The organism is Paenibacillus radicis (ex Xue et al. 2023) (assembly GCF_024722015.1).
Classification (GTDB): Bacteria; Bacillota; Bacilli; order Paenibacillales; family NBRC-103111; genus Paenibacillus_S.
The window spans coordinates 51486-72235 of the sequence record NZ_JANQBD010000036.1; the positions used below are offsets into that span (position 1 = coordinate 51486).

The 20750-nt window shown below is 45.6% G+C and carries 20 protein-coding genes and 1 rRNA gene; all 21 read left to right on the forward strand.

Features of this window, described 5'->3' with window-relative positions:
- Positions 1–11 precede the first annotated feature (11 nt).
- Positions 12–1457 carry a tRNA lysidine(34) synthetase TilS gene (tilS, locus tag NV381_RS33520; RefSeq protein WP_258217654.1) on the forward strand — a complete coding sequence of 482 codons (1446 nt, stop codon included), beginning with the start codon at positions 12–14 and terminating at the stop codon, positions 1455–1457.
- 40 nt (positions 1458–1497) lie between these two features.
- On the forward strand, positions 1498–2037 hold the full coding sequence (gene hpt, locus NV381_RS33525; protein ID WP_258217655.1) for a hypoxanthine phosphoribosyltransferase: 540 nt from the start codon (positions 1498–1500) through the stop codon (positions 2035–2037).
- Positions 2038–2107: 70 nt separating this feature from the next.
- Positions 2108–4057 carry an ATP-dependent zinc metalloprotease FtsH gene (gene ftsH, locus NV381_RS33530; protein WP_258217656.1) on the forward strand — a complete coding sequence of 650 codons (1950 nt, stop codon included), beginning with the start codon at positions 2108–2110 and terminating at the stop codon, positions 4055–4057.
- A gap of 286 nt (positions 4058–4343) precedes the next feature.
- A complete protein-coding gene (gene nadA, locus NV381_RS33535) occupies positions 4344–5282 on the forward strand; it encodes a quinolinate synthase NadA (protein ID WP_258217673.1) in 939 nt (312 codons plus the stop codon).
- A gap of 38 nt (positions 5283–5320) precedes the next feature.
- Entirely contained in the window at positions 5321–6931 is a 1611-nt protein-coding gene (nadB, locus tag NV381_RS33540) for an L-aspartate oxidase (protein ID WP_258217657.1), read from the forward strand.
- Complete coding sequence (gene nadC / locus NV381_RS33545) at positions 6924–7793, forward strand: carboxylating nicotinate-nucleotide diphosphorylase (RefSeq protein ID WP_258217658.1); 870 nt, start codon at positions 6924–6926, stop codon at positions 7791–7793. Before nadB ends, nadC begins: the two co-directional genes overlap by 8 nt.
- The gene (locus NV381_RS33550; RefSeq protein WP_258217659.1) at positions 7790–8554 is read left to right on the forward strand and encodes a type III pantothenate kinase; all 765 of its coding nucleotides are present in this window, start codon (positions 7790–7792) and stop codon (positions 8552–8554) included. Before nadC ends, NV381_RS33550 begins: the two co-directional genes overlap by 4 nt.
- A gap of 46 nt (positions 8555–8600) precedes the next feature.
- Positions 8601–9470: an Hsp33 family molecular chaperone HslO gene (gene hslO / locus NV381_RS33555; protein WP_258217660.1), complete on the forward strand. Its 870-nt coding sequence runs from the start codon at positions 8601–8603 to the stop codon at positions 9468–9470.
- Positions 9471–9524: 54 nt separating this feature from the next.
- Entirely contained in the window at positions 9525–10457 is a 933-nt protein-coding gene (locus tag NV381_RS33560) for a peptidylprolyl isomerase (protein WP_258217661.1), read from the forward strand.
- 175 nt (positions 10458–10632) lie between these two features.
- Positions 10633–11571: a cysteine synthase A gene (gene cysK / locus NV381_RS33565; protein WP_258217662.1), complete on the forward strand. Its 939-nt coding sequence runs from the start codon at positions 10633–10635 to the stop codon at positions 11569–11571.
- A gap of 115 nt (positions 11572–11686) precedes the next feature.
- A complete protein-coding gene (locus tag NV381_RS33570) occupies positions 11687–13240 on the forward strand; it encodes an anthranilate synthase component I family protein (protein WP_258217663.1) in 1554 nt (517 codons plus the stop codon).
- 15 nt (positions 13241–13255) lie between these two features.
- Positions 13256–13837 (forward strand): aminodeoxychorismate/anthranilate synthase component II, encoded by a 582-nt coding sequence (gene pabA, locus NV381_RS33575; RefSeq protein ID WP_258217664.1) that lies wholly within the window; start codon positions 13256–13258, stop codon positions 13835–13837.
- Positions 13834–14721 (forward strand): aminodeoxychorismate lyase, encoded by an 888-nt coding sequence (pabC, locus tag NV381_RS33580; protein ID WP_258217665.1) that lies wholly within the window; start codon positions 13834–13836, stop codon positions 14719–14721. The genes pabA and pabC overlap by 4 nt, the downstream gene beginning before the upstream one ends.
- 8 nt (positions 14722–14729) lie before the next feature.
- Positions 14730–15572 carry a dihydropteroate synthase gene (folP, locus tag NV381_RS33585; protein WP_258217674.1) on the forward strand — a complete coding sequence of 281 codons (843 nt, stop codon included), beginning with the start codon at positions 14730–14732 and terminating at the stop codon, positions 15570–15572.
- 62 nt (positions 15573–15634) lie between these two features.
- Positions 15635–15997, forward strand: coding sequence for a dihydroneopterin aldolase (gene folB, locus NV381_RS33590; RefSeq protein ID WP_258217666.1), 363 nt, complete (start codon positions 15635–15637; stop codon positions 15995–15997).
- Between the two features lie 5 nt (positions 15998–16002).
- On the forward strand, positions 16003–16506 hold the full coding sequence (gene folK, locus NV381_RS33595; protein WP_258217667.1) for a 2-amino-4-hydroxy-6-hydroxymethyldihydropteridine diphosphokinase: 504 nt from the start codon (positions 16003–16005) through the stop codon (positions 16504–16506).
- On the forward strand, positions 16491–16700 hold the full coding sequence (locus NV381_RS33600; RefSeq protein WP_258217668.1) for a helix-turn-helix domain-containing protein: 210 nt from the start codon (positions 16491–16493) through the stop codon (positions 16698–16700). The genes folK and NV381_RS33600 overlap by 16 nt, the downstream gene beginning before the upstream one ends.
- A gap of 21 nt (positions 16701–16721) precedes the next feature.
- Positions 16722–17738, forward strand: coding sequence for a tRNA dihydrouridine synthase DusB (dusB, locus tag NV381_RS33605; protein WP_258217675.1), 1017 nt, complete (start codon positions 16722–16724; stop codon positions 17736–17738).
- A 196-nt stretch (positions 17739–17934) separates the two neighbouring features.
- Positions 17935–18411, forward strand: a complete 477-nt coding sequence (gene greA / locus NV381_RS33610; protein ID WP_258217669.1) for a transcription elongation factor GreA — start codon at positions 17935–17937, stop codon at positions 18409–18411.
- 218 nt (positions 18412–18629) lie between these two features.
- Positions 18630–20129 (forward strand): lysine--tRNA ligase, encoded by a 1500-nt coding sequence (gene lysS, locus NV381_RS33615; RefSeq protein WP_258217670.1) that lies wholly within the window; start codon positions 18630–18632, stop codon positions 20127–20129.
- A 407-nt stretch (positions 20130–20536) separates the two neighbouring features.
- Positions 20537–20750, forward strand: a 16S ribosomal RNA gene (locus NV381_RS33620); the annotation flags it as partial.

Sequence of the window (20750 nt, forward strand, 5' to 3'; positions counted from 1 at the left end):
GGAATTGAACAATGGATTTAGTGTCCAGGGTTGAACAGGAAATCAGAGCGGAACGCCTTTTTGAAGTAGGGGACAGTATCGTAGTTGCGGTATCGGGGGGGCCGGACTCCGTAGCTTTGCTGCATGTCCTTTTTGCGTTGTCTGAACAATGGAAGTGGCGCTTAAGCGTAGCCCATCTGAATCACGGGTTTCGAATTGAGGAATCGGAGCGAGAGGCGGCGTTCGTGTCGGAATTGGCGGCAAGGCTTGGTTTGCCCATAGAAATTGCTCATGTCAGTGTTCCGGAGTATATTAAAGAAACGGGCAAAAATTCTCAAAGCGCAGCCAGAGAGATTCGGTATCGGTTTTTACACGAGGCGGCTGTACGGTTCAAGGCAAATCGAATTGCTCTCGCGCATCATGCTGACGATCAAGCTGAGACTGTTCTTATGCGCTTGCTCCGCGGTACCGGACCGTCCGGACTGACAGGAATTCCAAAACGCCGCGAGGAAAAAGAATTGGAACTTGTTCGCCCCTTGCTCCGTATATATAAAACAGAAATATTAGATTATTGCCGCAATCAGCATTTATCCTATTGTATCGATAGCAGTAATCTGGACAGCAAGTATGTTCGCAATGAAATAAGACTGGAGCTGATGCCTTCGCTTCAGAAGCAGTATAATGAACAACTGCCTCAGGCGCTTAATCGGTTATCGGAGCTAATGACTGCTGAAGACGACTATATGCAGGCGCAGGCAAGGGCTCTATTAGTAGAGGGCGTGGCTAAAGAAAGCGATTGCGCCAAATGGTCAAGAAATTGGTTCGCAGGGTTACATGTTGCTTTACAAAGGCGTTTGATTAAACTAATATTAAATTATCTTGGCTTAGACCCTGATTCGATAGATTTCCTGAAGCTGGAGAAGATGCGGGAAGCTATTGTTAAGGTTGAACCTTCCAATATACGTTTAAATATTGGGGGCAGCCTGATTCTGACCAGGGAATATGATAGGGTTTATCTACATAATTATGTGGTACCACCTATCCCTTTTTCTCACTCATTCGAGCCCGGCCAGAACCATTTGGAAATACCGGAAATAGGTGTGAGCCTGGAATGCACATGGTTGGACCGCGAGCGTTTCAATAAGGCGGCAGTGCCGATTTCAGATAATCCATACACGGCTTGGTTTGATGCGGATCAGTTGCAGCAGCCATTAGAAGTACGAAGCCGCAGGGATGGAGACCGTATGAGCCTGTTCGGATTAAACGGGTCAAAAAAAGTAAAAGATATTTTTATCGATGCCAAAATTCCGCCGAGCTTACGTACCAAGGTTCCAATTATAACCGATGGTCACGGCCGTATTATTTGGTTATCTGGTGTTCGAAGGTCATCGCTTTCAACGGTTACTGACTCGACCCGACTGATTTTGTATATGAAGCTTCACATGCCAGAGGGATTAACTTTTAGCATGTCAAGATAGTATAAATAATTGTGTAATTATTCTAGTAGGAGGTTCTCTCTTGCAAAAAGACATTCAAGAAATACTTTACAGTGAGCAAGAAATTCAAGACAAAGTAAAGGAGATGGGCCAGCAGCTAAGCCAAGATTTTGAAGGGCGCAATCCATTGGTTATTTGTGTGCTGAAGGGAGCGTTTATTTTTATGGCTGATTTGGTTAAACAAATCACCATACCTTTGGAGCTTGATTTTATGGCGGTTTCAAGCTATGGGCAATCCACTAAATCTACAGGAGTCGTAAAAATCATCAAAGATTTGGACATTTCGGTAGAGGGTCGTCATGTTCTAATTGTTGAGGACATTATCGACAGTGGCCTCACATTGAGTTATTTAATCGATGTGCTGGAGCGCCGTAATGCATTATCGATTACCGTTGCCGCATTATTTGATAAACCTGCGCGTAGAACGGTCGATTTAGATGCAGACTATAAAGGGTTTGTTATCCCTGATGCATTTGTTGTTGGGTACGGTCTCGATTATGCGGAAAAGTACCGCAACCTGCCGTATGTAGGCATTTTGAAACCTGAGGTGTACTCCCATTAGCATTTCTTGTGATGCCAAGACTTGCTGTGGTACAATAAACAAAGTTGCCGTTTTTGAGAGGAGGTAGGGGATGAATCGAATCATTCGCAATACAGGCTTTTATTTGCTTATTTTTTTGGTCACTGTCGGTATCGTTCACTTTATCAGCACACAAAATGATCAGAAAGACGCGATTAGCTACGATAAGCTCCGACAGGCCTTAATAGAAAAAAATGTAGAATCGGTCAGTGTGAAGTTTGACGGATATACATACTTGGTTCGCGGTAAATACAAAAATCCGCCTACGCCGGATAAGAAAAATTTCGAAACCCGTGCACCTTTTGACCAAGAAGTTATCCAGATGATCGAAAAGGGCGAAGTTCCGACCATTAATGTTGAAAAAATGGAAGGAGACAACGTTTGGATCAGCTTCCTTACCTCCATTATTCCGTTCGTTATTATTTTCATCCTGTTCTTCTTCCTGTTAAACCAGGCGCAGGGTGGCGGCGGTAAAGTAATGAACTTCGGGAAGAGCCGCGCTAGGCTGTATAATGAAGAGAAGAAGCGCGTGACCTTTGAAGATGTGGCGGGGGCCGATGAGGAGAAACAAGAGCTTGTAGAAGTTGTAGAGTTTTTGAAGGATCCTCGGAAATTTGCTGCTGTAGGAGCTCGAATTCCAAAAGGGGTACTATTGAATGGTCCTCCGGGAACAGGTAAAACCTTGCTGGCACGTGCTGTTGCAGGTGAAGCAGGCGTTCCATTCTTCAGCATAAGCGGTTCCGATTTCGTGGAAATGTTCGTCGGTGTCGGCGCATCCCGTGTACGTGACTTGTTTGAGAATGCCAAGAAGAATGCTCCTTGTATTATATTTATAGACGAGATTGATGCTGTAGGTCGTCAGCGTGGCGCCGGTTTAGGCGGCGGACATGATGAGCGTGAGCAGACACTTAACCAGCTCCTCGTGGAGATGGATGGTTTTGGCGCCAATGAAGGTATTATCATTGTTGCTGCAACAAACCGGCCGGATATTTTGGACCCAGCATTGTTGCGTCCAGGTCGTTTTGACCGTCAGATTACGGTTGATCGCCCGGATATCAAGGGCCGTGAAGCGGTACTGAAAGTGCATTCTCGCAACAAACCGCTTAATAAAGATGTTAAGCTTGAAGCATTGGCACGTTATACAACAGGCTTTACCGGTGCCGATTTGGAGAATTTAATGAACGAAGCGGCGCTGATTGCAGCACGCCGCAATCGTAAAGATATTTCAATGGAAGAGCTGGACGAAGCCTTCGACCGTGTTGTTGTAGGTACACAGAAGAAGAGCCGGGTTGTCAGCGAACGTGAGAAACGCATGGTCGCTTTCCATGAAGCGGGACATACTATTGTTGGTTACCATGTGGAAAATGCGGAAATGGTTCATAAGGTCACGATTGTTCCGAGAGGACGCGCTGGCGGTTATGTAATGATGCTCCCTAAAGATGGCGAAGACCGCATGATGAACACCAAGACCGAGCTTCTTGATAAAGTAACAGGTCTCCTTGCGGGTCGTGTGTCTGAAGAAATGTTTATTGGCGAAGTTGGAACTGGCGCTTACAGTGACTTCCAACGTGCAACGACTATTGTTCGTAAAATGATCATGGAGTACGGAATGAGCGATAAGCTGGGTCCGATGCAATTCGGTAACGTACAAGGGCAAGTATTCCTTGGCCGTGATCTGGGACATGAGCAGAATTATAGTGATGCTATTGCATACGAAATCGACCAGGAAATGCAGACGATTATCCGCAGCTGTTATGCTAACGCTAAGGCAACACTTGAGAAGTATGCGGATCAGGTTCGCCTGATTGCAGAAACTTTGATTGTGAAGGAAACGTTGGAGAAGGATCAGATCAAACAGTTAATCGATACCGGCAAATTAGACGAGGTCAGCTCCACGGATGTGAAGGTTAACATTCAAAGCCAGCAGACAACGGCTGAAGCCAACAAACTGGATTTCGATAAAGCTGCTGATCCAGGCGATGACGAGAAGAAAGAATCTTAATTTCACTATTAGAAATAAGCCGGGGCATTTTCCAATGCTTCCGGCTTTTTCTTCTTTAGAGAAGGTTAAATATCGACTTCAGACGAGAAACTAGTCCTAAGGGAAAGAACGAGGAATAAGGCCGACTGATAATAGTAATTTCGGGCTAATTTGTGGTTATTTAAGCATTGACACCACCAAGGATGTTGTGTAAATTAGGTGTAAATCTTTAAATATTATGTGAACATTTTCACTAGGTAATTTGCAGTTAATAAAGGGGAACAAGGACAGAAGGGACGGTGTGAAGATGGAAGCTTTGGCTTTAGAGCGTAAAGAGGAACAAAAGCGTGAGCTTAAGGAAAGAATTCTTCAATTGAAGAAAGAGCGTAATGCCATTATTCTTGCTCATTATTATCAGCGTGATGAAATTCAAGAGGTAGCAGATTTTAGGGGCGACTCCTTTTTATTGGCACAAAAAGCGGCATCAACCGATGCTGATGTTATAGTGTTCTGTGGTGTGCATTTTATGGGAGAAAGCGCTAAGATTTTGGCTCCGACCAAAACTGTCTTAATACCGGATGAGCGGGCTGGCTGTCCGATGGCCGATATGGTAAATGTGGATGGACTTCGCGCCTTAAAGAAGCAGCATCCGAATGCTAAGGTAGTTGCTTACATCAATACATCGGCCGATGTTAAATCAGAGACGGATATTTGCTGTACTTCAGCTAATGCGATTAAAGTAATCGAGTCGGTTGATTCGGATGAAATCATCTGGGTTCCGGATAAAAATTTGGGTGATTACGTATCCAAGTTTACCGACAAAAAAGTAATCATTTGGGAAGGGTATTGCAACACCCATGATATGCTTACTGTAAAAGATGTGGAGGAAATGAGAGCTCAGTATCCGAATGCCAAGTTTGTAGTTCATCCGGAATGCCGTCCTGAAGTAGTTAAGCTTGGAGACTTTGTCGGCAGTACTACAGCGATTATTAAATATTGCAAAGAATCCGAACATCAGGAGTTTATTGTTGGTACTGAAGACGGTACAGGATTCCAATTAAGGTTGGATAGTCCGAACAAATCATTCCATTTTGCTACTAAATATTTGGTTTGTCCTAATATGAAGGTAAATAATTTGAAAAAGGTAGTACGCTGTCTTGAAACCATGCAGCCGCAAATTTATGTGCCGCCACATGTCGCAGATCAAGCCAGAGCATCCCTGGAACGCATGCTGCTAGTGAAGTAGCATGCGTTACTCTCTTGTAAGAAGAGGTGAGCCTAACTATGATTCCACGTTATCTTGTAGATTTTGATATTAATGAATTGCCTCAAGTGCATATTGAAGTAATGGTGATCGGCGCGGGAATCGCCGGTCTTTTTACCGCTATAAAGGCTAGCGAAAAGTATAAAGTGCTTATGGTTACCAAGAAATCTCTTCTTGATAGTAATACCCGCTATGCTCAGGGCGGGATTGCTGCGGTTATTTCGGATGAGGATTCACCTGCCTATCACCGTCAGGATACTTTGGTTGCCGGAGCGGGATTATGTTCGCCATCTGCTGTCGATGTGCTGGTTCATGAAGGACCTGCAGGCGTTAAGGATTTAATACATATGGGGACACAGTTTGATTTGGAAAATGGTGAGTTTGCTCTTACGAAGGAAGGGGCACACAGCCAACGGCGTATTTTACACGCACATGGCGACGCTACCGGCGCTGAGATCGTTCGTGCTTTGTCAGAGAAGACGAAGCTGGATCCGAATATTGAAGTTTGGGATGATCATTTTGTTATTGATTTGATTACGGAGGATGGCGAGTGTCTGGGAGCTTTAGTTCAAAGGCAGGACGGTCAGAAATTATTTGTGAGAGCGAATGCAACTATCCTCTGCACAGGCGGAGCTGGGCAATTGTACCGCTATACTACGAATCCGGATATTGCTACAGGTGATGGTATCGCTATAGCTTACAGGGCTGGGGCTTTAATCCAGGATGTTGAGTTTATTCAGTTTCACCCGACGGCTCTATGTTATCCGGGAGCTCCAAGGTTTCTCGTATCCGAAGCGGTTCGCGGTGAAGGCGCTATCTTGCGCAATATTAAGGGCGAGCGATTTATGGAGAAGTATCATCACCAGCTGGAGCTGGCTCCGAGGGATATTGTTGCCCGTGCTATCGTAGATGAGATGGAAGAGACGAGATCTACGTTCGTCTACATTGATTTTACCCATGAATCGGAAGAAACGGTTAAGCATCGGTTTCCTACGATCTATGAGTTTTGTTTGAATTATGGATTGGATTTATCCTCCGATTGGATCCCTGTGGCGCCGGCAGCCCATTATATGATGGGTGGCGTAAAGACTGACCTGTACGGGGAGACGGAAGTCAGGCGGTTATTTGCATGCGGGGAAGTTTCATCGACAGGTGTGCATGGAGCGAACCGTTTGGCCAGCAATTCGTTATCGGAAGCCATTGTGTTTGGACGAAGGATTGTGGAACGTATTCACCAACTGAAGCCTTTGGAACAAGCCAAGGTAACAGCAGTGGATAAAAAAAGAACAGAGCATGCGCAGCAGCCTATTGTAGAGAAGAAACTAAAGCTTCAAAAGATCATGCTGCGATATGCCGGATTGAAGCGTACGGCGATAGGTCTTCAAAAGGGCTATGATGAGCTGCGCCGCCAGCTGTCTATATTCGATACGAGCTTGACCAAACGCGAGGATTATGAGTTTGCCAACCTGCTGACCTGTGCTCTATTGACCACTGAGGCTGCCTTGATTAGGGAAGAAAGCCGTGGGGGACACTATCGGGAGGACTTTGCTGAGAAGGATGACCTATTGTGGAGAAAACACACTGTTTTCAGCCGCGAGCAGGGCATTACGGAGGGACATATTGATGTATGAACTGCAGATGGAAATTATAAATAAAAATCTTCGGTTATGGCTGGAAGAAGATATAGGCATGGGCGATGTAACTACCATGACCACCATTGCGAAGGAGAGCCGTTCCAAAGGTATTATTCATTTGAAGGATAGTGGCATTATTGCGGGTTTGCAGATTGCAGAGGCTGTATTTGCATTGGTCGATCCCGAGCTGGAATTCAAAGCGAAGGTACAAGAGGGACAGGATGTAAGTTACGGCACTATAGTAGCTGAAGTATCTGGCAGTACGCGCAGCATCCTTCTCGGCGAACGTCTTGCTTTGAATTTAATGCAGAGGATGTCGGGGATTGCCACACGTACCAAGCAGTATGTCGATGCCTTGCAAGGATTGCCGGTCCGCCTGGTAGATACGCGAAAAACAACACCAGGACACCGACTGCTTGAAAAGTATGCGGTTCGTGTCGGCGGCGGCCACAATCATCGGTTTGGCCTTTACGACGCTGTCATGATTAAAGACAACCATATTAAAGGCTCTGGCGGTATCATAGAAGCCATTCGAGCTGCCCGTTCCCAAATTCCGCATACAATGAAGATTGAGATAGAAGTTGAAAGCATGGAGCAGTTGGAACTGGCTTTGTCAGCCCAGCCGGATATCATTATGCTGGATAACATGAAGCCGGAGCAAATGCGAGCAGCAGTTGCACGCATTAAATCGCAAGCTGCGCATATTCTGGTAGAAGCATCAGGTTCCATCACATTAGAAACGATTAAAGCCGTTGCCGAAACGGGCATTGATGTTATATCCGTCGGCCGATTGACGTATTCTGTTCAAGCTCTTGACATTAGTTTGGATCTAAATGAGCAGAAGGGGGTACAGTCGTGATTTTGGTCGTAGATGTGGGTAATACCAATATTGTATTAGGCATCTACAAGGGGAAGCAACTGCTGCATGATTGGCGTTTAAGCACGAATCGTTCGGCAACGGCTGATGAGTACGGAATGACAATGTACAATTTATTCCGGCATGCAGGCATTTCATTAGATCAAGTGAATGGCGTAATAATTTCATCCGTTGTACCGCCATTAATGTTTGTCCTGGAGCAATTGTGTGTAAAATACTTGAAGAAAGCCCCGCTGATTGTAGGACCGGGTATCAAAACAGGGCTCAACATCCGTTATGAAAATCCACGGGAGGTTGGTGCTGACAGGATTGTGAATGCGGTCGCAGCCATCGAGCAATATGGGGCGCCTTGTATCGTGGTTGATTTCGGGACGGCGACGACCTTCGACTATATAGATGAAGCGGGACAATATATCGGAGGAGCGGTTGCTCCCGGGATAGGTATTTCCACGGAGGCTTTGTATCAGCGAGCTGCCAAGCTGCCGCGAATCGAGCTGGTAAAGCCGAAAAGTGTTGTTGGACGCAATACGATAGCTTCGATGCAGGCGGGGATTATTTACGGTTTTGCCGGACAGGTGGATGGTATTGTGGATCGGATTTGCGATGAATTTAAAGTTAAGCCGAAGGTGGTTGCCACCGGTGGATTGGCGGAACTTATCTGCAGCGAATCACGTACTATTAAGTGCGTGAACCAATTGCTGACATTACAAGGTTTGCAAATTATTTATGAACGTAATCAATAAGACGGATCTGACAATCTAATACAGCCGATCATGAAAGGGAACACAGATGCGAGATTATTTAATTAGAGCGACTGCCATGGAAGGCAAAGTGAGAGCTTTTGCCGTTCGGGCTACGGGTATCGTAAATGAAATCAGTAAGCGCCATGCTATGACACCGACAACTACTGCTGCAGTAGGACGAACCGTTGCGGCGGGGTTAATGATGGGTGCCATGCTAAAAGGCGAAGAAAAATTAACGATTCTTGTTAAAGGCAGAGGACCGATTGGTCAGATCGTGGTCGATGCCAATGCTCACGGCGAGGTTCGCGGATATGTTGATAATCCGGAGGTTGATTTACCGCTGAACGAGGCGGGGAAATTGGATGTTGCCGGGGCGGTTGGAACCGAAGGCTTTTTGAATATTATCAAAGATTTAGGTCTTAAAGAGCCTTACCGCGGCAGTATACCACTTGTTTCTGGGGAGCTTGCTGAAGACTTCACCTACTATTTTGCCAAATCCGAACAAACTCCCTCCGCTGTGGCGCTTGGAGTTTTAGTTGGTGTCGATTACACGGTAACAGCGGCAGGCGGGTTTATTATCCAACTTTTGCCCGGATTAACCGATGATGAGATTTCGCTGATAGAGCTACAACTATCACGGGTTGAGCCGATTACCAAGATGCTGGAGCAAGGAATGGATCTTGAACATATTTTACATAAAATTTTGCCTGAAGTGCAGGTGCTGGGTGAGTCGGAGGTTGAATTTCGCTGCAAGTGCTCTAAAGAGCGAGTGGAACAAACTTTGGTCTCCCTGGGGCGGGCAGAAATAGAGCAGCTTCTGAACGAGGATGAGAAAGTGGAAGTAATCTGCCATTTTTGTAATGAAGCATATCAGTTTGAGAAAGACGATTTAAGGGTCATACTACAACAGATGTAATCAGGTATAACAATAAATATGAAAGCTTGAGAGGGCCATACGAGGGGATTAGGAATGCGAAACATTAGGGTATTGTGGGGAGTCAATGCGGTTTTGCTGCTTGCTGTTGTCATCCTTTCCTTCGTAGTGTTTGCTGATTTCTTTACCCAACCCAATGCCGACATGAAGCCGGGCCAGACAAACCAGAACCAATCTGCGCGTGTAATTGCAACAATCGGTGAGAAAACTATAACGAGCATGGATTTGGAGCAGCAGCTGCTGCAGAAGCACGGCCGGGAACTGTTGAACCAAATGGTGGATCATGAAGTTATTCGCATGGAAGGAACAGCACAGGGGACCAATGTGGAAGATAGCGAGATCCAAAAAGAATTAAAACGTATGCAGCAAGGCTATGACAGCGAAACGCAATTTTATGAATCAATGAAAGAACAGCTGGGAATGACTCCGGAAGCATTAAAAACGGATGTTTACGATAAGCTGCTCCTTGAAAAGCTGGCTATCCGCTATATTACAATTTCAACCGAGCAGGTGGACGCTTATATGAAGGCCCATCCTGAAGAATTCAGATCGGCTACGCAGTTGCGGCTGCAGCAGATTGTAGTTGGCAGTAAAGACCAAGGATCGAAGGTGGCGGCTGATCTCTCCAAAGGGATGGACTTTGGAAAGGTTGCCAGAGAGAGATCTCTTGACGATGCGACAAGGGAAAATGGGGGCGATCTGGGGTGGATAGAGGAAGATGATCCATTCGTTGCCGCGCCTGTATTGAAAGCTGCTGTGCAGCTGAAGACGGGCGAGGTTAGCAAACCGATCGAAGTCAATGGTCAAATATATTTCATCAAACTGAAAGACCGCAAGGAAGATCCGAAGTTCAGCAAGGATCAGGTGAGGGAAGCTGTCAGAAAAGAGTTGGCCTTACGCGAGGCGCCCCCATTAAAGGAAGTTATTAAATCCATCCGGGAAAAATGGAAGGTCACCATGACATTTTAAGTTTTTATGCTTGGCTCCGCACAATGTTGTGAAATGCATTCGTCCCTAAGGACGGCAATTCCGTCAATCTTTGGGAAATTAGTATTGACAAGCCTTATAGGGGTTGATAAGATAAATGTAGAATACCTAGCATTTTACTCGGATATTATTGATATCATTTTAGGAGGAACTCATAATGGCTAAATTAGTTCAAAGCGTTACCGAATTGATTGGTGGTACACCCCTGGTAAGATTGAACCGTGTAGTACCTGAAGGAAGCGCAGAAGTTTATGTGAAGCTAGAGTATCAGAATCCCGGAGCTAGTGTTAAAGACCGTATCGCAATCAGCATGATTGAGGTAGCGGAGCAAGAAGGTAAAATTAAACCTGGAGACACCATTGTAGAGCCAACCAGCGGTAACACAGGTATTGGTTTGGCATTAGTGGCTGCAGCTAAAGGATATAAAGCAATCTTGGTTATGCCTGAAACAATGAGTATTGAACGACGCAATCTGCTTCGTGCTTATGGAGCGCAATTGGTATTGACACCGGGAGCAGAAGGAATGAAGGGTGCAATTAAAAGAGCTGAGGAAATTCAAGCCGAGAATCCTTCCTACTTTATCCCGCAACAATTTAAAAACCAAGCGAATGTTAAAGTTCACCGTGAAACAACTGGACCGGAAATTGTTGAAGCGATTAACTCGCACGATGGTAAACTGGATGCTTTCATCTCCGGTATCGGTACTGGAGGTACCATCACAGGTGCAGGCAGCGTGTTGAAAGAGAACTTTCCTGACATTAAAATTTATGCTGTAGAGCCGAGTGCTTCTCCTGTATTATCTGGAGGAAAACCGGGTCCTCATAAAATCCAAGGGATTGGCGCAGGTTTTGTCCCGGATATTTTGAATACAAATATTTATGATGCTGTCATTCAAGTTGATAATGAAGATGCATTCGAAACTTCCCGCCGCGTAGCGAAAGAGGAAGGAATCCTTGGCGGAATTTCCTCAGGCGCAGCAATTTTCGCAGCACTTAAGGTAGCCAAAGAGCTGGGAGCCGGCAAACGTGTAGTTGCAGTCGTTCCTAGTAACGGAGAAAGATACCTCAGCACACCGTTGTACCAGTTTGAAGAATAATTCGTGAGCAGGAAGCCCTTCAGTTCGCTGAGGGGCTTTTTTTCATAGACAATTTCAAGTATACTAAGTCCAAACTTAAGTGTTCGTTGATTGAGTAGAGGAAGGGGGCTTTGTAGTGACTTTAATAACCAACGAGCAGTGGCGGGAGTGGTCACAGCATTATACGATGCTTCCCTACGTACATGGTTATCCGTTAGAATCGGATCGCCTCATTTCATGGGAGCTTGCATGGAAGGAAGCCTTGCCGGGCTCCTTTGTATTAGAGAGCGGCAAGGGAGGAAGGTATACCTTCCTTGGATTGGAGCCTTTATCTGAAATTCGGGGTAATGGAGGTCAAGCATCGATTAAGAATGCTGGTCAGCCCGATATAGTGGATCAAGTGCAAGGCTCGCCACTTACGCTCGTGAAGCAGTGGATGGAGCCTTACCGCGCCCCAGTTGTGGAAGGCATGCCGAAGTTCGTTGGCGGCTGTGTCGGGTTCTGGGGCTATGATGTAGTCAGGACGATCGAACGGCTGCCCGAAGCGGCGGCAGATGATTTGCCGATCCCTGATTATGCATTTGTCCGGCTGGATAAGCTGTGGATCATTGATCACGAGGAGCGTAAGCTTTATTGCTCTGTGCACACATCGCTGGCCGAGGCAAAGGCCGAGGGGCTGTCGTTAGAGCAGAGCTACGAGCGGGCTCAAGCTACTGCAGAGCAGATGAAGAAGCAGTGGGATCGTATTGCGGAGGTAAACACCTTAGCTCCTTATGTTCGAACCCGCGAGGATATGCTCCAGCGGACAGCTGAGGATTTACTGCATGTGGATTTTGATTCGATTAAAGGGATCCAGGCGGATTTCTCAAGAGAGGCTTATATGGAAGCCGTACGGAAGATCCAAGCTTATATCGGAGCGGGAGATGTCTTTCAGGTTAATTTATCGGTGCGGCAGCATAAGCAGCTTCAACAGGCTCCCGAGCAGATTTATGAATGGCTTCGCCTGGTTAATCCGTCTCCTTATATGGGGATGCTGCGTTTTCACGATTTTCAATTGGTTTCTGGCTCGCCCGAGCTTTTGGTGCAGCTTGAGAACGGCACGGTACGCGCAAGGCCGATTGCTGGGACGCGTCCTCGAGGGCATAATGCTGAAGAAGACCGTCGCCTTGCGGATGAGTTGATCCATCACGAGAAAGAGCGTGCTGAGCACATTATGCTGCTTGATCTTGAACGCAATGATCTGGGGCGGATTTCAACCTACGGCACCGTTCGGGTAAAAGATTTTATGGTGATCGAGTATTACTCCCATGTTATGCATATTGTCTCGCAGGTTGAAGGGCTCTTGGCAGAGGGGAAGCAGGCATTTGATATTATAGCGGCAGCATTTCCGGGGGGGACCATTACAGGCGCTCCCAAAATCCGCACAATGCAAATCATCGAAGAGCTGGAGCCTGTTCGTCGGGGTCCATACACGGGGTCTATCGGTTGGATTGACTATAATGGTAATATGGAATTTAATATTATTATCCGCACTTTAGTCATTGCAGATGGAGTTGGATATGTCCAAGCGGGTGCCGGGATCGTTATCGATTCCATTCCGGAGAAGGAATACACTGAGTCTATTAACAAAGCAAAAGCCATGTGGAAAGCTATTCAATACAGCGAAATGAACGTCGAAAATTTAGTGTAATGGAGGCGGATGGACATGATTCTCGTTATAGATAACTACGATTCGTTTACGTATAATTTGGTGCAATATTTAGGTGAGCTGGGTGAGCAGGTAGAGGTCCGCCGTAATGATGAAATCGATTTGGCCGGAATTGAAGCATTGAACCCGGATCATATTCTGATTTCTCCCGGACCTTGCACGCCTAATGAAGCAGGGGTCAGCCTGGCGCTGATTGATCACTTTAAAGGTAAGATTCCAATCTTTGGTGTGTGCTTAGGACATCAATCTATTGGACAAGTATTTGGAGGCGAGGTTGTACGGGCAGAGCGGCTTATGCACGGCAAAACTTCACCTATTATTAACGATGGCAAAACTTTATTCAAAGGTCTTCCTTCACCTTTTACTGCAACAAGGTACCACTCGTTAATTGTAAAACGCGAGACGCTGCCAGACTGCTTGGAAATTAGTGCGGAAACGGCAGAAGGTGAAATTATGGGGCTTCGTCATAAGGAATATCCGATTGAAGGTGTTCAATTTCACCCGGAATCAATCATTACCGATCACGGATTGCAAATATTGCGCAATTTCTTGAACGAAACAACTGTGAAGCAAGCGTGAAGATATATGTGAATGGGACTCTAATAGATGAAGAGAAGGCCGTGGTCTCTGTATATGATCACGGTTTTCTTTACGGTATTGGTTTGTTCGAAACATTTCGGACCTATGGCGGGCATCCTTTTTTACTTCAGGAGCATGTGAATCGTTTGAAAGCAGGTTGTGACCAGCTGGGGATCTCTTATAAGCCAGCAGCAGAGCAGTGGCAGCGAATTGTTCAGGAGCTGCTGGAGGTTAATGAACTGGGGGATGCGTATATACGCTTTACAGTTACGGCTGGGCGGAACTTGCTTGGACTTCCGGGGGGAGACTATGCTGAGCCTTCAGTAATCGTATATATTAAGGACCTTCCGGCGAGGAATGAACAATTGTACCGGCTTGGCAAACCACTCCAGCTTCTGAGGCTAGTCAGAAATACACCAGAAGGCACAGAACGCTTGAAGTCGCTTCATTACATGAACAATATTTTAGCGAAACGCGAGCTTTTGAACTACCCCTGGGCATCCAATACCGAAGGGCTGTTTGCGGATGCTAAAGGTAATTTGGCCGAGGGAATTGTCAGTAATCTATTCTTCGTCAACAAAGGGCAGCTATTTACGCCTTCTTTAGAAACCGGCATATTACCGGGTATTACAAGGGCCTTCCTCATGCGTCTAGCGGCAGAAGCGGGAATGAGATTAGAGGAAGGTTTTTACACTTGGAGCGATTTGTTAGAAGCGGATGAGGTGTTTATCACCAATTCCATTCAGGAGATTGTCCCTATTACCTCGTTATTTAATGTAGAAGGGCAGAAGGTTATTGTAGGTAATGGAAATGCAGGTGAATGGACGACCGAGTTGATGCGACTTTATGAACGGCATACGCTGCTTTTGGCACAAGGAGGGTAAGTATATTGATGAAACGTGAAATTAATCCATTGAGCTGCGGTGATCTCTCGCTGGATGTTGCAGGCCGTACGCTGATTATGGGGATTTTGAATGTCACACCAGACTCTTTTTCGGATGGGGGCCGGTATACTGAGTTGTCGGCTGCAGTAGAGCAAGCCAAACAAATGATCGCGGCAGGAGCGGATATTATTGATATCGGAGGGGAATCAACTCGTCCCGGCTTCCAGACCGTGACACTTGAGCAGGAATTGGAGCGGGTCGTTCCCGTCGTTAAGGCCATACGTGAGGCAGGACTTCAAGTGCCGCTGTCCATAGATACCTATAAAGCGGAAGTTGCGCGGCAGGCGCTTGAAGCAGGGGCTCATATTCTCAATGATATATGGGGGCTGAAAAAGGATACTGACATGGCTCGCATTGCCGCTGACTATGGCTGCCCTATTGTGCTGATGCATAATCGTATTGAGGCGGTATATGATAACTTCATCCATGATGTTATCGAGGATTTGCGCGAATGCATCAGATTAGCTCATGCATCAGGGGTTAAGGATGAGCAGATCATCCTCGATCCGGGAATCGGTTTCGCCAAATCCTATGAGCAAAATCTTCAACTCATGAATGAACTTCACCGGATTGTAGATTTAGGTTATCCAGTTCTGCTTGGAACCTCGCGGAAAAGCATGATTCAGAAGGCGCTTCAGCTTCCAGCTAATGACATTGTTGAGGGTACGGCTGCGACGGTAACTATGGGAATTGTACAAGGGTGTCGAATTATGCGTGTTCACGATGTGTCAGCAATGAAGCGGGTGGCTGTAATGACTGATGCTATCGTGGGACAAAGGCTGGCATTTTAAAGCTGTGGAATTTATCGATAAGCAAGTTGTGAAATGTTCTTTGAGGGGGCTAACGAAACAACATGGATAAAATTGTTATGACGGGTATGCAGTTTTTCGGCTATCATGGAGTTTTTCCAGAGGAAAATAAATTGGGCCAACGTTATCAAGTGGATGTGGAACTGCATTTGCCCTTGGACAAGCCCGGCTCCAGCGATTGTATTGATGATACGGTTAATTACGCAGAAGCCTATGGAATTATTAAGACCATTGTGGAGCAAGAGGTGTATAAGCTGATCGAGGCTTTGGCAGAACGTATTGCATCTGAGCTCCTGCAAACTTATACTAGTATAAATGAAATTACCGTACGCGTCCTAAAGCCACATCCTCCTGTAGCGATGTTTTTTGATGGAGTATTGGTTGAAATTCATAGAAAGCGGGCATAAACTTCATGGGCTCTAAGCCATTAATTTACGCATATATTGCGTTAGGATCTAATATGGGAGATCGGGAGCATTATCTAACAGAGGCTATTCGGCAGTTGGATGCTTACGATAATATCGAAGTATCCGGCCGATCCGGTATTTATGAAACGGAGCCAGTGGGTGTTACAGACCAAGCCCCTTTTCTTAATATGGTGCTGGAGCTGAAGATATCGCTCACGGCAGAAGAGCTTTTTACGATTATGCTTCTGATTGAACAAAATCTTGGCCGTACCAGGGAATTGAGATGGGGACCGAGGACCATTGATTTGGATATGCTGCTGTTTGATGAAGTTAGGCAGGATGATCCGCAGCTTATTCTTCCTCATCCACGGATGATGGAAAGAGCATTTGTTCTCGTACCTTTGGTCGAGGTTATGCAGATGCGCAGTCCGCAGCAGGCTGCCAGGTTGACGACACATTTAGAGGGGCTGGAAGGAAAGGAAGGCGTTACACTATGGAAAAAAATATAATCGCTCAGCGCATCCGCGCTTTCCGCAAGTTAAAAGGCTTCACACAAAATGAACTGGCTGATCAACTCGATGTATCTATTGCTATCTTGGGAGCTATTGAGAGGGGAACACGCAAACCGGATCAAAAAATAATTCGTAAAATTTCCGAGGTATTGGGAATTGAGCCTGAAGAATTATTGCCTGTAGCCAAATAAAAATAGAAAGGAGTGAAAATGATGTTGAAAATAGGGAATGTTGAAGCACCGAATAAAGTTGTGCTTGCTCCTATGGCAGGCGTGTGCAACCCTGCTTTTCGTTTAATTGCCAAGGAATTCGGTACAGGGCTTGTATGTGCTGAGATGGTAAGCGATAAAGCGATAGTTCACGGTAATCATCGTACTATAGATATGCTGTTCGTTGATGACCGTGAAAAACCTCTGAGTCTGCAGATTTTTGGTGGAGATACGGATACGCTTGTCGAAGCTGCTAAATATGTCGATCAGCATACGAACGCTGATATCATAGATATTAATATGGGCTGTCCCGTACCGAAAATCACGAAATGTGATGCAGGTGCGCGGTGGCTTCTGGACCCATCGAGAATCGAACAAATGATCTCAACCGTTGTAAAATCGGTAAACAAGCCGGTTACCGTTAAGATGAGAATTGGCTGGGATGACGAGCACGTATATGCCGTTGAAAATGCCAAAGCCGTCGAGAACGGCGGAGGCTCAGCGGTATCCGTTCATGGTAGAACTCGTGTACAGATGTATACAGGTCATGCCAATTGGGACATTATTAAAGATGTTAAGGAAGCTGTGTCGATTCCTGTCATTGGCAATGGTGATGTGCTTACTCCAGAGGATGCTAAACGAATGCTTGACCACACAGGTGTAGACGGTGTAATGATCGGGCGTGCTGCGCTGGGGAATCCGTGGATGCTGTATCGGACCGTCCAGTACTTAACCAAAGGAGAGCTCCCTCCAGAACCGACCGGACAGGAAAAAATTCGTATTGCTCTTTTGCATATGGACCGTTTGGTAGCTCTTAAGGGTGAGAATGTAGCTGTGAAGGAAATGCGCAAGCATCTGGCCTGGTATTTGAAAGGATTAACTGGCTCGGCACGTGTGAAGGACATTATTATGGAGCAAACGAAGCGGGATGCGATGGCGCAGGTATTAGAGGATTTTGTAGCTTCCATGGACGGAAAGGCTGTAGAAGAGGCGCCTGAAGCATCAACCTTAATACACTGATTGCCATGAAGTTGTATGCATTTGGCTTAGATTGACATTTGTATGGGCTTGCAATATAATCAGTCAATAGTCATTTCCGAAGACGGATCAGTCATCAGGATTTCGTTCGTTAATATATTAATTATTAGTGAATTCATAGTGTCGATGTATCTGCTCGAAATATGAAAATCTTTCACATGACAGGAGATCGTTTGTAATGAGTGAAAAAGAAGTCATCCTGACTCAGGAAGGTTTAAAAAAGCTTGAGGAAGAATTGGAACATCTTAAAAGCGTGAAGCGCCGTGAGGTTGCCGAAAGAATTAAAGTAGCGATCGGTTATGGCGATATTAGTGAAAATTCCGAGTATGAGGATGCTAAGAACGAGCAGGCATTTATTGAGGGTAGAGTTATGACTCTTGAAAAATTGCTGCGTAACGCCCGAATCATCAACAATGACGATGTCAGCACCGATACTGTTAGCGTAGGGGCTATAGTTACGTTGAAGGATTTGGAATTTGGCGATGTCGTTGAATATAACATTGTAGGAACTGCGGAATCTGATCCGCTGCACAATAAAATTTCGAATGAAAGTCCAGTAGGCAAAGCGATTTTGGGTAAGGTAAAAGGCGCAGTAGTGGACGTTAACGTACCTGCAGGTACCATTCAGTACGAAATTATCGATATTAAGAAGTAAGTGGATGCTTGCCATTTTCCGCTAATAACTGTCGATAGAAGCTTCCTATGGAAGCTTTTTTAGTTGAACAGACAGTTGGTTTTTATACTTTGCTGACTTCAGCTCTGACAAACGAGATCGCACCTTCAAAGGCGTCGGGACCGGTTATCCTTAGTTGAAGAGCGAAGCCAGGTTAATACTATAAAACATGCTAAAAAGCCAGAAAAGGAGTGGGAACCATGACTGTAGAACAACAGGAACTTAACGAGCTGTTGCAGATCCGTCGTAATAAATTGGACGAGCTTCGCGGCTTGGGAATCGATCCATTCGGACAAAAGTTTGAATTAACTCATCATGCGGGAGAGCTATTTAAAGCCTATGATGAGCAAAGTAAAGAAGATTTGGATGCAATCGGAGCGGAGGTTAGTGTCGCTGGGCGAATTATGCAAAAGCGGAGTATGGGTAAAGCTGGCTTCACGCATATTCAGGACATTACCGGAAAAATTCAGATCTATGTGCGGGAAGATGCAGTGGGATCAACCAAATATCAAGCCTTTGACATACTGGATATTGGGGATATTATCGGCATTAAAGGCACCATATTCAAGACTAAAACAGGGGAACTTTCAGTAAAGGCGCTTAACGTTGAGGTGTTGTCCAAATCTTTGCTTCCTCTGCCGGATAAATACCATGGCTTGAAGGACGTGGAGCTTCGCTATCGTCAAAGATATGTAGACCTTATTATGAATCAGGAAGTTCAGGCTGCTTTCATTCAGCGTTCCAAAATTATTCAATCGATGCGCCGTTATTTGGATACCCGCGGTTATTTGGAAGTGGAAACTCCAACCCTGCATTCAATTGCTGGGGGAGCTTCGGCTCGTCCTTTTATAACGCATCATAATGCATTGGACAAGCAGCTGTATATGCGGATCGCCATTGAGCTGCATTTGAAGCGTCTAATTGTAGGCGGTATGGAAAAAGTGTATGAAATCGGACGCGTATACCGTAACGAGGGGACTTCGACTCGACATAATCCTGAGTTTACGATGATAGAACTGTACGAAGCTTATGCAGATTATTTGGATATCATGAAGCTAACCGAAGAAATGATTGCACATATAGCGCAGGAAGTGCTTGGTACAACCAAAGTTCAATATCAAGAGCATGAAGTGGACCTTACTCCAAATTGGAGACGGGTTTCTATGGTCGATGCAATTAAAGAAGTGACGGGTGTTGACTTCAGCAAGCAGATGACGGATGAAGAGGCGCATCAATTGGCCAAAGAACATAAAGTCCATGTAGAGCCAATGATGACATTTGGTCATATTGTCAATCAGTTCTTTGAGGCGTTTGTTGAAGAAACCTTAATTCAGCCTACCTTTGTATATGGGCATCCTGTGGCTATTTCGCCATTGGCCAAAAAGAACGAGCAGGATCCACGATTTACGGATCGCTTTGAACTGTTTATTGTCGCGCGTGAGCATGCCAATGCATTCACTGAGCTGAATGATCCTATTGACCAGCGGGAACGTTTTGAAGCGCAGCTTGTGGAGCGTGAGCAGGGTAATGATGAAGCGCATGAAATGGATGAAGATTTCATTCGTGCTTTGGAATACGGTATGCCGCCTACAGGTGGGTTAGGAATCGGTATAGATCGTTTGGTTATGCTGTTGACGAACGCTCCATCCATTCGCGATGTACTATTATTTCCTTCCATGCGTGAGCGTCAGGGCGAATAAAGCAATTGGATCGGTGACATGATATAGCGTATCTTCCCTATGGGGGTAGATGCGCTATTTTTTGTTTCCAACGGAAGTAAAAAACATTTCAGTTGCTTTTCTCATTGTGATTTGGTATATTACTTTTTGTCGCTTCTGACGCAGGTGTTAAATCGAATAAATCGATATGGTTGATTTTAAAATAATACTTGCATTGTGATGGGCGAATGTGTTATCTTATAAAAGTCGCCGCTAAACATGGTGACATAAATCGACAAAGAAGAAAGTCAGCAATGACGTGGCTTTGTCAACGATTGCCCTTTGAAAACTGAACAACGAGTGAGTGTTGAAATAGAGAATGCAAATTCTCGCTAGCATTACTTTTGAGCTTAAGACAAGCTTGCGTTAAACGGTCCTTGTGACCAACTTTAATGGAGAGTTTGATCCTGGCTCAGGACGAACGCTGGCGGCGTGCCTAATACATGCAAGTCGAGCGGATTGTTCCTTCGGGAACAGTTAGCGGCGGACGGGTGAGTAACACGTAGGCAACCTGCCTGTAAGACCGGGATAACTATCGGAAACGATAGCTAAGAGCGGATAGCTGGATGGAACGCATGTTCTGTTCATGAAACACGGAGCAAT